The 13,409-nt window shown below is 61.1% G+C and carries 9 protein-coding genes; 5 read left to right on the top strand and 4 right to left on the bottom strand.

The window, feature by feature from the left end; genetic code table 11:
* The first annotated feature begins 20 nt into the window (after positions 1-20).
* The gene (locus NKJ90_RS08290) at positions 21-506 is read left to right on the top strand and encodes a DUF2267 domain-containing protein (protein ID WP_023757993.1); all 486 of its coding nucleotides are present in this window, start codon (positions 21-23) and stop codon (positions 504-506) included.
* 181 nt (positions 507-687) lie between these two features.
* Here the strand turns inward: NKJ90_RS08290 and ftsH are convergent, their stop codons facing one another.
* Entirely contained in the window at positions 688-2,604 is a 1,917-nt protein-coding gene (ftsH, locus tag NKJ90_RS08285; RefSeq protein WP_023757992.1) for an ATP-dependent zinc metalloprotease FtsH, read from the bottom strand.
* A 1,621-nt stretch (positions 2,605-4,225) separates the two neighbouring features.
* Between ftsH and NKJ90_RS08280 the strand changes: the two genes are divergently transcribed.
* The 3 genes from NKJ90_RS08280 to NKJ90_RS08270 all read left to right on the top strand — a co-directional run bounded on the left by NKJ90_RS08280 (position 4,226) and on the right by NKJ90_RS08270 (position 5,745).
* Positions 4,226-4,372 (top strand): hypothetical protein, encoded by a 147-nt coding sequence (locus NKJ90_RS08280; RefSeq protein ID WP_015314521.1) that lies wholly within the window; start codon positions 4,226-4,228, stop codon positions 4,370-4,372.
* The gene (locus NKJ90_RS08275; RefSeq protein ID WP_352485909.1) at positions 4,372-5,082 is read left to right on the top strand and encodes a hypothetical protein; all 711 of its coding nucleotides are present in this window, start codon (positions 4,372-4,374) and stop codon (positions 5,080-5,082) included. The genes NKJ90_RS08280 and NKJ90_RS08275 overlap by 1 nt, the downstream gene beginning before the upstream one ends.
* Before the next feature lie 66 nt (positions 5,083-5,148).
* Complete coding sequence (locus tag NKJ90_RS08270) at positions 5,149-5,745, top strand: zinc metalloprotease (RefSeq protein WP_352485908.1); 597 nt, start codon at positions 5,149-5,151, stop codon at positions 5,743-5,745.
* 374 nt (positions 5,746-6,119) lie between these two features.
* Here NKJ90_RS08270 and NKJ90_RS08265 read toward each other — a convergent pair whose 3' ends face one another.
* From NKJ90_RS08265 to NKJ90_RS08255, 3 genes are all read right to left on the bottom strand, one after another.
* The gene (locus NKJ90_RS08265; protein WP_352485907.1) at positions 6,120-6,713 is read right to left on the bottom strand and encodes a hypothetical protein; all 594 of its coding nucleotides are present in this window, start codon (positions 6,711-6,713) and stop codon (positions 6,120-6,122) included.
* Positions 6,714-6,818: 105 nt separating this feature from the next.
* Positions 6,819-7,394, bottom strand: a complete 576-nt coding sequence (locus tag NKJ90_RS08260; protein ID WP_352485906.1) for a hypothetical protein — start codon at positions 7,392-7,394, stop codon at positions 6,819-6,821.
* A gap of 287 nt (positions 7,395-7,681) precedes the next feature.
* Positions 7,682-8,932, bottom strand: a complete 1,251-nt coding sequence (locus tag NKJ90_RS08255) for a GTP pyrophosphokinase (RefSeq protein WP_352485905.1) — start codon at positions 8,930-8,932, stop codon at positions 7,682-7,684.
* A gap of 183 nt (positions 8,933-9,115) precedes the next feature.
* Between NKJ90_RS08255 and NKJ90_RS08250 the strand changes: the two genes are divergently transcribed.
* Complete coding sequence (locus NKJ90_RS08250; RefSeq protein ID WP_352485904.1) at positions 9,116-13,393, top strand: protein NO VEIN domain-containing protein; 4,278 nt, start codon at positions 9,116-9,118, stop codon at positions 13,391-13,393.
* The last annotated feature ends 16 nt before the right edge of the window (positions 13,394-13,409 follow it).

The following is a 13,409-nucleotide window of genomic DNA, read 5'->3' as shown; positions in this document are numbered from 1 at the left end:
TGATTGGAAGGAGGATTTCGATGAGTGCCACCGGACTCGACGTATTCGACAAGACACTGCAGACGACGAATATCTGGCTCGACGAGATCATGGACGAGATCGGGCCGGATCGGCAGATCGCCTGGCATGTTCTCGGCGCGGTACTGCACGCGCTGCGGGACCGCATGCAGCCGGATCTTGCAGCCCACCTCGGCTCGCAGCTTCCGATTCTGGTGCGCGGCGCCTTCTACGACCAATATCAGCCTTCCAAAGCTCCCGAGAAGATGCGGTCGCTCGACGAGTTTCTCGCCAAAATCGAGGCGGAGCTGGAATTGACCCGTCCGGTCGATTCCAAGGATGCATTCAGGGTCGTGTCCAAGGTGCTTGCCCATCATGTCGGAGAAGGACAGATGCACAAGGTCTGGGAATCCCTGCCAGGGGAGATCAGACACGTCGCCGAAGCTCAGCAAGCGGCGCCAACGGTGCCGACGCGGCCTTCTCGGTCGCAATCCTCCCTGGGAAAATAGCAAATGCCACTCACTCTTGTCAGACGGGCGCTCCCGACAGGGCCGGCTTGGCACCGCCTTGCAAAGCGGGGCTCGAATACCATTCGATCAGGAACGGTGATCGCTCGATCCGGCCGGGATCCCGCAGCGCCTTTGCCAGCTGGTCTACAGCTTCCGGCTCATTGCTGCTTTGAATGAATTACTATGCTCCGGGACCAGCGACTCGCGGAGGCATTGCACGCGGGGTTTCGGCCGCTCGCAGCGCCGCAGTCCCACGACGACCGTCCTCCCGAAAGGCGCGATGCCCTGGCTGAACCTTTCCGACCAGCGACGCGAGCTCGTTCTCGTCGAGCGTCTCGGTATCGAGCAGCCTGCGTGCCGCCTTTTCGAGGAGATCGCGCCGTTCGGTGAGCAGGCCCACCGTTCGTTCGAAAGCCGCCTCGACAATGCCGCGCACTTCGGTGTCGATGGCGTCGGCGGCGGCCTCCCCGTAATCGTGCTCGCGCGGCCCGCCGGCGAGCGGGTTGGGGGCCAGGAAGGAACGTGGGTCCTTTTCCAGAACCACGTGGCCGAGTCTTGCCGACATGCCGTAACGCGTCACCATGGCGCGCGCTATGTCGGTTACCTTGGCGAGATCATCAGCGGCTCCGGTGGACAGGTGGTCGAATACGATCCACTCCGCCGCCCTGCCGCCGAGCAGCACCGCCATCTTGTTGTCCAGCTCCTCGCGCGTCATGAGGAAGCGGTCTTCGGTCGGGCGCTGGATGGTGTAGCCGAGCGCGCCGACGCCACGTGGTATGATCGATACCTTGTGCACCGGATCGACGCCAGGCAGCGCCATGGCGACCAGTGCGTGGCCCATTTCGTGATAAGCGACGATCTCGCGCTCTTTCGGGTTCAACAGCCTGTTGCGCTTTTCGAGCCCGGCGACGATGCGCTCCACCGCGTTGTTGAAATCCTCCATTGTTACGGCATCCGCCTTGCGGCGCGTGGCAAGCAATGTCGCCTCGTTCACGAGATTGGCCAGGTCGGCGCCGGTAAAGCCGGGCGTCAGTGCGGCCACTTTTTCCGCATTGACATCCGTCGCCAGCTTCGACGTGGCCATATGCACCTGCAGGATCTTGATGCGACCCTGCTTGTCCGGCCTGTCGACCAGCACTTGTCGATCGAAGCGGCCAGCCCGCAGAAGTGCCGGATCGAGGATCTCGGGGCGGTTCGTCGCGGCCAGCAGCACGACGCCGATCTGTGGATCGAAACCGTCGAGTTCGACCAGAAGCTGGTTGAGCGTTTGTTCCTTTTCATCGTGGCCGCCGACCGTGGTTCCTCGGGCGCGGCCAAGTGCGTCGAGTTCGTCTATGAAGATGATCGCAGGAGCCCTGGACCGAGCCTGCTCGAAGAGGTCGCGCACGCGCGCGGCCCCGACCCCGACGAACATCTCGACGAACTCGGAGCCGGAGATCGAGAAGAACGGCACCTTGGCCTCGCCCGCGACAGCCTTGGCGAGCAGGGTCTTGCCGGTGCCTGGCGGCCCGACCAGCAACACGCCTTTGGGCATGCGTCCGCCGAGGCGGCCGTATTCGCCCGGGTTCTTCAGAAAATCCACGATCTCCTGCAACTCGGCCTTGGCCTCGTCCACTCCCGCCACGTCGTCGAACGTCACCCCGGTATTGGCTTCGACGTAGATTCTGGCCTTGCTCCTGCCGATCTGCATCAAGCCACCGACGCCGCCGTCCATGCGTCTTAGAAGCAGCATCCACAGGCCAAAGAAGACGAGCACCGGCACAACCCAGGAAAGCAGGTCGCTCAGGAAAGTGCTTTCGACCTGGCCGGTGACCGTGACACCGTGTTCCTGCAGGTCACGGGCGAGGTTAGGCTCGACCCGCGTGGTGATGAATAGCGGCTTGCCACCCTGTGGCTCCTTGAAGCGGCCTTGGATGAAACGATCGGAAACCTGCACCTCGGCGATTTTGCCGCCGTTCAGCAGGGTCTCGAACTCGCTGTACGGGATCTGCGCGACGTGCTGCGTCGTGGCATAGAAATATTGGAAGACCATCACGCCCGAGAAGGCGGCGATCCAGTACCAAATATTGAACCGCGTCTTTCTGTTGTTCATGTCCATGGCAGCCTCCAGCATGAAAACTGATATAGGTCGCTGCGCGCGCGCGGCATCGCTATCGGCCCGGTCCGCCGCAAAAAAGTAGGATGTCCTGACCCGCCGCCGACGATCCCTGGGATCGGTCATTGTCCTCGGCCGACCGGCACGCCCAGTGAACCTGCCAGGCCGTTTTCATTGCGCTCGCTCAACCGAACAGGCGCACCTCAAATTGACCAAAGCCTATCCAAAGCCAACCGCCAAACAGCCATGATCCCTGTCCAGAGGCGTCGCGGCCTTGATCTCCACATTGGAGACTGTGCCGCTCCAAACAAAGCACTGAGCCCACGGTGCGATTTTGGCGCCGCCGCCGGCCTGCCAAAACCTTGCGAATTTGGACTTCGGACAGCGGCATTCTGAGGGTATCTCCTTGTCGACCTGGCCCAACACCCTCAAAAGTACCCCTCAAAACCTACGCATGAAATGAGACTACGTGGGACGACTTGAGAAGCCCAGCACGTCGAGCGGCAGAAAACACAGCGAAATTCGCGCTGTGTGAGACTGTCTGAGACGGCTTGAGAAGAATAGATGGTGCCCAGAGGCGGAATCCAAGTGAAGGAAATCCGGCTGCGTTCTCTTATGGTTAGGACTCACATAGCAACCGTGCCAACCAACAGAAGTACCAACAAAATATTTCTGTGGATTAGTTCCGTTCCCAAATTCTCTGTTTGCTCGACGCCGGCATACCCGCACCTTATCTTATAAGCCGATAGCCGTTGCTACTCGGGTGGCCACGTTAGTGCCCTCGATGACCCGCCGTGATGTGGGTTCGAGTCGGTAGACCGCTACATCGCAACACCCACTATCGAAGAGGCGCTCTTCTGCTATCGGAGGCGCGCGGCTTAGTCCAAAGCTTTCCAATTTGGGGCAGAGGTTAGCCGATGCCCTCCGAAGGCAGAGGTCACAGGTTCGAATCCTGTCGGGTGCGCCAATTTCAACATTGGTATCAAATAGTTATCCGATCACGATTCTCGCAAGTGTCCTCGCGTTTTTTGCGCGGAAGCATCACGGAAGCACAAGAGACCGCACCAATTTCGACGTACCCTCCTGTGGAAAAATGCGACGGAAACTCTACTCGACGATGACGCGGTAACCGAAGGCTGCCCATTTCGTTCTGGGGAGAGCGCTTCTGGCGCTGTGTTGACCTAGAGATGTGAGGCTTAGGGCGTACCCATTCGCGACGAAGACGCCGTGCCGCAGGGCCACATCTCCATCGATGAGCCGGCTGCGGAAGCCCTCCGGCGTACCCATCCGCGACGAAGACGCCGTGCCGCAGGGCCACATCTCCATCGATGAGCCGGCTGCGGAAGCCCTCCAGCTGGCTGGAGATATCGTGCCCCCGCGCAGGCAAGGCGCGTATATGCTGCACCCCGGACAACATGTCCCGGGACCAGATTCTTAGTTCACAGCGAGGCGTTCATGGACTACTTTAGAGGTATTCATGGAATGGCCTATCTGCTCTTAAAGCGTTGTTTTGGAACGCTTGTGCAGCGTGGTTGGCCGATTCCCAGGGGGGACTGGTTCTAGATAGAGTGGTTTGGATCGGCTTTTTTCGCATCATCGACGCGAACCAAAAGGATCCTCGCCAATGGAAAAGGCGCCTGAACTCATCACTACTCTGGCCAACACTCCGGCCGTCATTCTCGCCCTCATGATCGCGCTCGCAGCCTTCGGCTTGGCTGCCTTCACGATCTGGGTCGTTCACGAGCACACCAAGCCGAAGGGGAAGCGCTGATGGCCCTGCAGAACTTCGTCCGCCTGCCGAATGCCTGGATCGAGGACCGTGGCCTCAAGGGCTTCACCTGGGGCAAGGAGAACCGCGTCGAGGGCTTGGCTGCTCTCATGACGCTCATGGTGATCGCTCAGCACGCCGACCAGGAGACGGGTGAGGTGAAGATCACCTACGACAAGCTGCATCGCGCCACCGGCCTCAGCCGGACGACGATCGCGGCTGGGCTCGGCCTCCTCGAGACGCGTTTCATCGAGCGTGGTGACCGGCAGAGCGAGTTCCGGCTCCGCGACTTCGACCCGTTTCGTGGCTATGCGCTGCTGCCGGCAAAGCCGCTCTATAACGCCAAGTATCAGATCGACTTCTTCCACGAGCTCAAGCTGCGGAGGCAGGTCGAACTGAACGCCATCAAGCTCTACCTTCTGATCGTCTCAAGGCGCGACCGAAACAACAATCTGGCGCACGTTACGTACGACAAGATCGAGGAGTATAGCGGCATCCACCACGACGACATCAAGGGCGCCGTGAGCTTCCTCGCTGGCAACGGAATGATCCACGTCGAGCACCTTCCTAGGCAGATCAGCCAGTACGGCTACTCAAGCGCGTATCGCCTGGTGCACCTACACACATATCAGCACATGGGCACGGTCGGCCGGAACCTCGACATCGCCGACTTCGAGCCCGTCATGGCGCGGATTAGGCCCGACGTTTTTTAGCGCTATCGCGAGCGCCATCTGCCATCCTTGGAGAGCTAGGTACTGGCGAGAACTGAGGGGCGACCGATGAGCTTTGAGGACGAACACCGCGAGCAGGAGACTGATCGCCTGATGCATCTGGCGCGACACGAGCTCGGCCACCACGTTATGGCGCGGATGGTCGGCTTTGAGGTTGGCGACTTCAAGATCGGCCAAGGCACGCTGCAGATCTACGGCCCCGGCGGTTCCTCTTCGACGAACATGATGCGACCGTTGCGCACCAAGGATGAAATCGTCACCTACTCCCGCGATCGATGCAAGGTAGCCTTTGCTGGCGTGTTAGCCGGAGAGATGGAAGACGCCGTCGTGGTGGAGGCGCAGTCCGAGAACCAGTTGACACACGGCGGAGGGCGAGACGACTACACCAAAGTCGTCGAAAACATTCAGTTGCTCCGCAACATCCTGTACCCGGACAGCGGCATCGACCAGGCCGCCAAAGAGGTGCACGTGCTGATCAACGAGCTCTGGATAGAGACCATTCAGATTATCATCGCCGAGGGGTTGATGATCGAGCAGCTAGCCGCGGAGCTCGTTGCACGGACGATGAGGACGCCCAAGAAGGCGCTCATCCTGACGGCCGAGGAAATGGCTGAGCTTCCCCTTCTCAAGAGGCGCTTCGGGTAGCAGTGGTGGACGATCTCGAAAGAGTGAACCGCCGATGCAGGAGGTCTTTCGTGGTAGTGGTACGCGCTGCTGCGGACGCAGGACTTGGCCATCATCTTAGGCTCGTATAATGAACAGTGTGGACAGACATTATGCCCGTCCATGAGGCGGTGGCGGAGGCCTCTACCTGGCATCACTTGACTCTCAAATGGGCAGGCGACCAGTAAGCCGGATTATGTTAGAGATTGGATCGAAACGAGTTCTCACCAATGCCGGTAGTGCGTAAGACAAAATCTTCTTGACCACCTGAGCCATCATGCAGACGCACCGCTGATTTCTCCGGCGCTCAACTTTAGTTCTCCGGGTCCCGTTTCCGTGCCGGCTACCCAAACTGACTAGCTGAACTTTGAACGATGCCTCTCCTCCGGGGCTACCCAGCTTTCTATGAAATCCAGCGGATCCGCGTTTCCCATCATTGCCTTCGCGAGCGCCAGACGCTCCTCCAGGCGCTGCCGCCGCCCGTCGTTCGTACGCTTCAGACGCTCTTCAGCATCCGCGAAAAAGCGCTCTACCGTCATAGCCTTTCCCCACCTTTCGATAATTTCCGCAAGCTGCTGCTGGCTATCGGCAAGAGCTTGATCTGTCTTGCGGGCATCCTCTTGCCTTAGGTAGCGCTCCCACTCCTCCTCTCGCTCTTTTTTCCTCTTCGCCGCCGCCACATCCTCGGCGTCCATAAGGCGTTGCACATTGTCCTTAGCCGCTTTCAAGGTCTCGACGATTTTTGGGATCAGTGTGCCAAGCGCCTCCTGCTCGGTCTCCTGCCAACTGACACACCAGTCGACGCCCTTTTTCGGGGAATAGGCAATTACCCGAAAACGTCCGCAGGGCATATCCTGCTCTGTTGTCCAGGAGTGCGTCAGTTGCCAAGGCTTGGCTGATCGTATCAACCTGCTATCCTCGCGATGGTAGTCACCATTGAGGTATCGCATCGTCACTCTCTCGGTCATCTCGGTGAGAGCGAGCCCTATTGGCACCGTATCAATGTAGAAGACGGTCGGTCGGTCCGGAGCCCAGATGCTTCCGGAGTGATAGCGTCAGTATTTGCGATCCTTTCGCTCCACTTCCTGTTCCTTGACATGGATGCGATGAAGGTCACCGGCAGCCTGAGCGATGTGAACGCGGTACCCTTGTTCGTCCAGCGCAAGGTAGAGGTCATTGGCGATCGTCAGTGCGCGATGCAGTGCAGTTTCCGATGAAATTAGATCTGGCAGGATCCTCTTGTAGGGCCTGAGGAACTCGCCTTCTTTTACCTCCCGCGTTTTTCGCAAATGTTCTTCGACACCAAACAGCAGCGCATGACGTGCCGGACGATGGGGTTTCGCTGCGCGCCTGGTCTTCCGCGCGGAGCCTTCTTCCGGTGCTCTTTTTGGTCTTGGTTTCTGGGTCGACGGCGTGATCTCAATGGTCTCATCAGATGCCTCTGGCAGCGCTGGCAGCTCCGCCGGGAGCCCGAGAGAGGTGCGAGTCCAGTATCCCGATCCGGGGTAGGGTACCTGATAGTGTTTGCAGATGCCGGCCAGCGCCGTGCCGGAAATTCCGAGCTCCGGGGCGACTTTACTGAGCGGCCTGGCGCACACCCGTTGATAGAGATCAAAACGTGTCAGTTGCATTAGCGAAAAGGTCTCAATTCCATTCCGGCCGATATCGCACTGTCGGGATACGCCAGGCAATGTGCCTCTCCGGTTGTCCCTGATTTGTCAGCGGTTTGGATAATTTTTAACACAAGCGGCGCCGGCAATATCCTTCAGGGTCGCCGGCTTAGTGTTCCCTCTCTTTGCATCAAAAAGTCGCGCAAATGCCGCCGTGCGGAGATGCCCTATCAACGGCAACTTAACCCTTCATCACGAAAGCCGACGGTCATCTTACGGCCCGGCCTCGGTCGTCCTTAGACGCGGTTCTATTTCTCGTCTTCGAAGGGAATGACGGGCCTGGTTTGCTCGCGGCGAATTTGAGCAGATACACGATCACCTCCATGAGCACGCTTACGTGGCCCTCCCGCCGCCTTTCGGTCGCCGTCCGTTCGGTCCCCGGACGCCGCGATTTCGCGTCCACGTAACGTGTTTTCCCCATCAGCTCTGTTGGCACGCCACCGATCGAAGTTTTCCTTCGCTCTATCGGTAAGGAGCAATCCGAAAAAGTCGCTATCGCCCGCGTAGAGGCAGTGCCGCATGACAGTAAACGCATTGAGCGTCTCGCCATCCGCCCGTTCCTCGAAGTCGGCTTTGTAGCGGCGGACCTCGCCAATGGTCTCGCGCAAAAAGAAGTTGAATTCGCCGCGACTGATATCGGGCTTTAGCTTGATGACCTGCTGTGTGAAGCCGTCGACCTTGTGCGCCTCGAAATCGACCCCGGGAAAGAAGTGCCTCGCGATGCGCAGCAGGCTGAAGGCGTTCAACGGGGCATAGTTGCGTGGCGGCGCCGCCGCAGTTTCGATCTCGATTCGCGGACTCGCTGATTCCTCCTCGATTTCCGCATAGGGCGAATCGGCGCGTTCGATCTCCTTGGCCGTTTCGTCGCGAATGGCACGGAACTCGCGGTCCGCGAGCTCGAACAGGGCCGCGAGCGTGTTGATACGCCGCTTCAGTCCATTCGGAATCGACTTCTTGTACTTGATCTTGTGGTCCAGAACGCTCCAAGAGTCCTGCACCACGGTCCGGATCTGTAGCTCGAACGGATACTGCGCGTATCCCGCATACTCCTTAAGGGTTCTTCGCCCCTCGCTAAGGCGCAAGTCGAGATGCAGGCCCTTGTAGCCGAAGGCGTCGGCCGTCTCCTCCATCTGGGCTGTCTTGTCGGTAACGCCGAGCACCTCAAACTCTTCCTCAACAAGCGCCTTCACGCGCTCGACGTCGTCCTCGTAGAAGCAGATCACGCGCAGGCCGATAAGGTCTGAGATGTGGTCGCGGATGGCATAGGGCGTCTCGGAACTCTCAAGCGCCGTTAGATATTTCAAGCGGAACTTGCTCAGGCATTCGTCACGGTCCTTGATCCGGCCTTCGACCTTGGCGCCGGCGATCACTGCGTCGGTGGCGAGCAGGGATCGTATCAAGGTATGAAAGGCGCTGGCGGCCGCCTCCATCGCGTCCCACGAGGAGTCATAGAACTCATGAAAAGCCGTCTTCTCAATCTCGTAGTCCAGCGACGCCATTGGATCCCCCAACCTTCCCAGAACGACCATAGAGAGTCGCGATGGCCCCCGCGGCTGACACTAAATCAACGCGGGATCGTCGCCAACACTAGGCTCGACCCGTTCCATGCCGTTGCAAGACTCCCCCACGTTTCCTAGATCATAGCGGACCGTGTGGCGTACGGTCCGCGGGAGGGGCTTCAAGTGACGGATTTGGAGGAAATCGCCGGTGTCGCGCCGGCTACTGCCACCGCGCCCCCAGCGCGGCCAGCCGCCGTAGGGGTGTCGCAGCGTAGCGCGCTTCCGCCGATCGACGAACCCGAATATGTGCCACCGGATTTTAGCGCCAATCGTCAAATCCGGATCGGCTCGAGCTTTATCGAGCAATTCGTAGCCGGCCACGACGCCGGCGACGTCTTGCGCGAACTGGTACAGAACGAGTTCGACGGCGGCGGTCGCGCATTGACGCTCACCTTTGGCAGCCGTTCGCTCGAGGTCGTCGGAACCGGCAGGACCATAGATACCAAGGGTTGGGAGCGGCTCTCAGTCATCGTCGGCACAGGCAATGTCATGGGCGGTGGGCACGGCGAGGTCGTGGCTCCCAAGGAGAATGGGATTGGTTCGAAGAATTTTGGGCTGCGTTCGCTCTTCCGCTTCGGCGAAGCCATCCATGTGCGATCCGGCGGCAAGGTCGCATTGCTGGATGTCCAGACGCAGGAAACCGCGCAAGCGGCGGACCCCGCCTGGCGTGGCGAGAAGGGTGTACGAATCCACGTGCCGTATCGGCAGACTTCCACTGACAGGCTCGAGGCTTTCACCGTCGAGCGCGAGGAGCATTCCCTTAGCTTGATGGCGGCCGGTATGTCCGACACGCTGGTCAAGTTGGCGCTTACGGGCCAGAAGCGGGGCCTCCGCGAGGTCCAAGTCCACTCGATCCGCACTGGACGGTCGCTGCGCTGGAAACAAGATGCAACCACTGGCCGCTGCCGCGCACCCGGCACGACGATGGTCGCTCGCAAAGGCCGGCTCGCCGATGGCATCGATAAGACCACGGCGTTTCAAGAGGAAGAATTCTCGCGGTCGGTCGCGATCCCACCTGAATACGCCGGCCGCTCATTCCCGGCGTATTACCGACTTCCCAAAGGCCGCCTAAAGATCGCCGTGTCGGTTCCGATCGCCAGGCGGCGGGTCGATCTTGGCGGAGATGGCCATTTCTACTATCCGTTGAAGGCGCCCTCCTCGCGGACCGGCTGCGCCATCAGTGTCAGCGCTCCTTTCGAACTCAATACCGACCGCAGCGGTATCATAGACCATGTATGGAACGACTGGCTCATCGACCAGGCGGTCGAGATGACCATCGACTTGCTCAAGACCGATTGGTTCGCCCGCTATGGCGCGGACGCGTTCAAGGGACTCGCGGCGGATGGGCTCGCGAGTCCAAACCGCTTCGCTACCAAGATTGCCGAGCGGCTTGCGAAGGACGCCTGCTGGCCGACCCAGGGGAAGGGCGACGACCGGTTCGCGTCGGCCGCGACGATCGTCCTGCCTACCGATGAGGAGTTTGGCGGGTTTCTCGCCGCCAATCGTTATCTCGATCCGGCGCTCGCCGCCGACCAGGGGCTGTGCGATCTCGTCGAGACCTACGGCGCGAAGCGATTCACCATCGCGTCCCTCGTCCGGCTCAGATGCGCCGGCAAGGAGGGTAAAGGCCTCGCCACCCCTCTCGGCAAGGATGCCCAGTTCTACTACAGTGACTATCCGGCAGGGATCTCTAGCATCGACGTGCAGAAGCGTCAGGCGGCCGCGCTTTCCGCCTTTCCCCGACGACTGACCAAACCGCTCAAGACCGACCTCGCCAGCACGCCGTCGACCCTCAGCTATACCGGCTCGCCGCGGCCGGCCACCGAGCTGATGATTGTCGATCCCGAGCTTTGGGACGACTGTCCCGAGCCCATGGCCAACCGTCTTCATCCGGAGCTCGCGCCGTTTAGGGCGATTTCGGGACATTGCAAGCTTTTCGACGAGGAGCGCTGGCTGATTGACGCGGCGCGACGCGCGGCGACCGCCGCTCCCGACGATCGCGAGCGCGAAACGCTCTATCGCAAACTGCTGACGCGCGAGACACCCATCAGTCGGGCGGCGCTGAGTGCGCTGCGCGCCAACCCGGTGGTCAAGAACCAGCGGGGCGAGTGGGTTTCGCCAAACGCGATGGCCAAGCTGAAGCCGCCGCTCGCTCGTCTGCTCGATCCGGCGATCGATGCGCCGTCTAAGGAGTTGCTGAACGCGCCCGCGCTGATTGCGCGGCTACGCCTCCGCGAGACGCTCAATGGCGCGGACCTCCTGCGCTATGCTAGAGGGCTGGCCGATAGGCCGGGTATGGCGGACAGATTTGAGAAGCTGCTCAGCGAAAACCTAAGTCTGTTGGCCGGCACCACGATTGAAGCGTTGCGCGCGATCCCCTGCCTAAAGGCGCGATCGGGCGCACTCGTCGCGCCAGCGACGTTGCACCTCGACACCGCGACCAACCGCCTCTGCGTCGGCAACGACAGCCTCATCGTCGCTGGCGCTAACGAGCTCCTCTATCGCAAGCTCAAGCTCAAGCAGGCGCCGGATTCGAAGACGCTGCTTGATATGATCGAGCTTTTCCGGGAGCAAGGCAGCGCTCCGGTCCGCCCCGATCTCCTTTACCCCGCGCTCGTCGACGCCATCAGCCGCGAGCGGCGTGTCAGGGCCGAAGTCGCCGATCTGCCGATTTGCTGGGTGCGCAATGGATATGAGGCACCTTCGAACATCCTCGTTAGCGCTCGCATCCCAGCCCCACTCGCAGAAGCGATTCCGGTCTACCGTCATAGCGACGAGACAGGCCGTGCCTATCAGGACCTCGGGGCGCCATCGATCCCGAACGAAAGCCATTGGCAACGCTTCTTCCGGCACGTCGGAACGACCTGGGCGCAAGAGGCACCGCTCGATCAAAACCGCCGACGCGTTCTGCTCGAGGCCTATCGGTTGCGCGGCCCTTTGGGGATGCCGGCCGGGCTCGACGATGTCCGCTGCCTTATCGACGATCGCTCGCGCTTGTTTACGCTGGCCGAACTGCGCGCCGGTCAGCTTGTCGAACCAGATTTCCCGGCGCTTCAGCAAGCGTTGCGCGTCGCCGACAGTAAGATCGGCGTCATCGAAACGACCGACCGTTCGCGCATATTCTTTACCGTGCTGGGCATCCGTCCGCTGTCGGCGATCGCGGGCGCCAGCGAGCCGGTGCTCGGGCCTCCCGGCCGCCCACCCTTCTGGTTCAAACCCAAGCAGGGCGATCGCATCTTGGCCATGCTCCACCGGCCGCTCTTCGCGCGCGCGCTGAGCGAGGTCGCCCATCGCAATCGGCACGGGCATCAGGGCTTTGTCCCGTCGGACCTGATGACGATCCAAGCTCGCCTCTCCGGCGTCCGTTCGATCGCCTTCTACCAGACGCTTCATCGCCGCTACGGAGTGGGGGCCGCGACTGTGCTGGTCCCCGTCCAGCTTGCCCTCAGCGGTGACCAGCTGGCGCTCGTCCCGCCCAAGAACAAGTCTGCCGTCCAGCTGATGCTCGCGGAAGCGCTCGCCGAAATCGCCGGAGCGACCAGCGTCGCGACGATGCGCGGGATCGCCAACGCGTTCCTACCCCTGCTGCTGTGTGGGACACATGAGGAACTCACCGACTATCTCGATATGATGGGTATCCCGCACCGGCGGTCGGACGAGAATGATGATGGCCTCGATCTCGGTTTCGATGAGGATGAAGATGTCGCGGACGATGCCGAGGAGCTGGCAAAACGACAAGTCTTCGACAATCTTGCCACAGACGCCCCGAGCGACACCGGGCCGGTCGCGCCCGTCGATCCGCACCCCTCCCCGGCGGCCAACCCTCCGTCGCCGACACCGCCTCAGCCGGCCCCAGCTTTCGAGCTACCGGATCTCGACGAGGTCTCGCTAACGGTCGCCGATACCCGGGGGGCGCAGATCGAGCCGCGCGAGCCGTCAAACCGCGGTGGTGGCGGGTCGTCGGGCGGCTGGCTGCCGCCCCCGCCCGACGAGATCGCACGGGCGGGGCGTGTCGGCGAGCGCGGCGAGGCGCTCGTCTACCGCATGGAAATCGAAAAGGTCCGTGCCATGGGCTTTGACGAGCCCGAGCGCTACGTCGTGTGGACGTCGCGTAATCAGCCCGGCGCCGATCATGACATTCGTTCGATCGACGCCGGAGGGCGTCCGCGCTGGCTCGAGGTCAAGTCGACGACTGGTAGCGACGGGCGCTTCGACTGGCCCCGGCAGGAGTTCGAGAAGGCGCTGCGCGAGCGTGAGCGCTACGAGCTCTGGAGAGTCTACCGGGTCGCCGACCGCGCCCCGACTGCCAAATGCTTCTCGAACCCGGCCAAGATGCTGGGGACGCGCCAGATCGCGCTTGAGCTCGCTGGGCTTCGCGCCAACATCGAGGATATGGGCTGAACCCGGTCGGCCAAAG

Source organism: Mesorhizobium sp. M0051 (assembly GCF_040323235.1).
Taxonomy (GTDB): Bacteria; Pseudomonadota; Alphaproteobacteria; order Rhizobiales; family Rhizobiaceae; genus Mesorhizobium.
This window is presented reverse-complemented; position numbering and strand designations above follow the sequence as displayed.